Annotated in this window: 1 protein-coding gene; it reads right to left on the reverse strand. The window is 57.9% G+C overall.

Annotated features, from left to right (window positions below; genetic code table 11):
- Positions 1-17: 17 nt before the first annotated feature.
- A protein-coding gene (locus ACQZ5K_RS27040; RefSeq protein ID WP_448742084.1) for an IS630 family transposase occupies positions 18-1,078 on the reverse strand; the annotation gives its coding sequence in 2 pieces (ribosomal slippage) (positions 18-586 and positions 586-1,078; 1,062 coding nt in all).
- Between the last annotated feature and the right edge of the window lie 82 nt (positions 1,079-1,160).

A 1,160-nucleotide genomic window follows, 5' to 3' on the forward strand; every position in this document is an offset into this window, starting at 1 on the left:
ATACCATCGCTCAATGATCAGAACTCATTGGCCCATTTGCGGTGACCGATGGACATGATGCGCCATGGCTGGCTTTCGAGTTTCCGCCAGGCGTCGCAGCAATGGTCTACGATGTCTTCGTATGATTTGAAGACCCGGTTTGAGAGCCAGTTGTCGCGCATGAACTGCCAGAGGTTTTCAACGGGGTTCAGTTCCGGGGATTTCGGCGGCAGGGGCAGAATGCTGATGTTGCCGGGCACAACGAGGTTGTTGGACATGTGCCAGCCCGCCTGATCCATGATGAGGATGGCGTGCGCGTTCTCCTGGACATGGCGGGAGATTTCGGTCAGATGCCGTGTCATCGCGTAGGTGTCGCACCAGGGCATGACCAACGCTGCTGCCTTGCCGAGCTTCGGACAAATCGCCCCGAAGATGTAGGCCGACTTTGTGCGCTGGTCGTGGGGTGCTGAAGGTCGCGTTCCGCGCCTGGCCCAACGGCGCGTGATTTTGTTCTTCTGGCCGATCCGAGCCTCGTCCTGGAACCAAATCTCTACTTGTTTTCCTCGGGCTGCTCCGGCGGCAATTTCTGCCACAGCAGCAGGGAAGTTTTTTTAAATTCCTCAATCGCCTGGCTATCCTGCGCATGATGCTTGGGCCGGGCCGTGAGTTTGCGATAGCCCATCGCATTCAGTTCGCGCCCAAGCGTCTGACGGCTCACCGAGATACGGTGTTCCTGCCAAAGCCACTGCACCAGATCGACGAGCCTCCAGCGCACGACACCATCGAGATAGGGAACGGGACCTTTCTCGACCGCCTCGATGAGCGCCTTGCGTTGCTTGTCGTTCAGCAACGGCTCACGGCCCTTGGCCTTTCCGGTCTTGAGGCCGTCTGGACCGTGCTGATTGAAACGCTCGACCCAATCGCGGATGATCTGCAAACCAACCCCACCAATCGATGCGGCATGGCTCCGAGAGCCGCCTTCGTAGATCACCGACAAAGCAAGCAATCGGCGGGACCAGTCCGCGTCCCGGCTCTTTCTGGCAAGCTGACGCAGATCATCTGCCGTGTAGTCCTGACGGATGTTGAGGGCCGTTCCCATGGCGAAATCTCCTTCCGCCATGTTGAATCATGATTTGCCCGAAAACGGAATCCCGTGAGTCAATTTCATCGGGCCTTGGTAT

The sequence above is a fragment of the Agrobacterium sp. 22-226-1 genome (assembly GCF_053522345.1).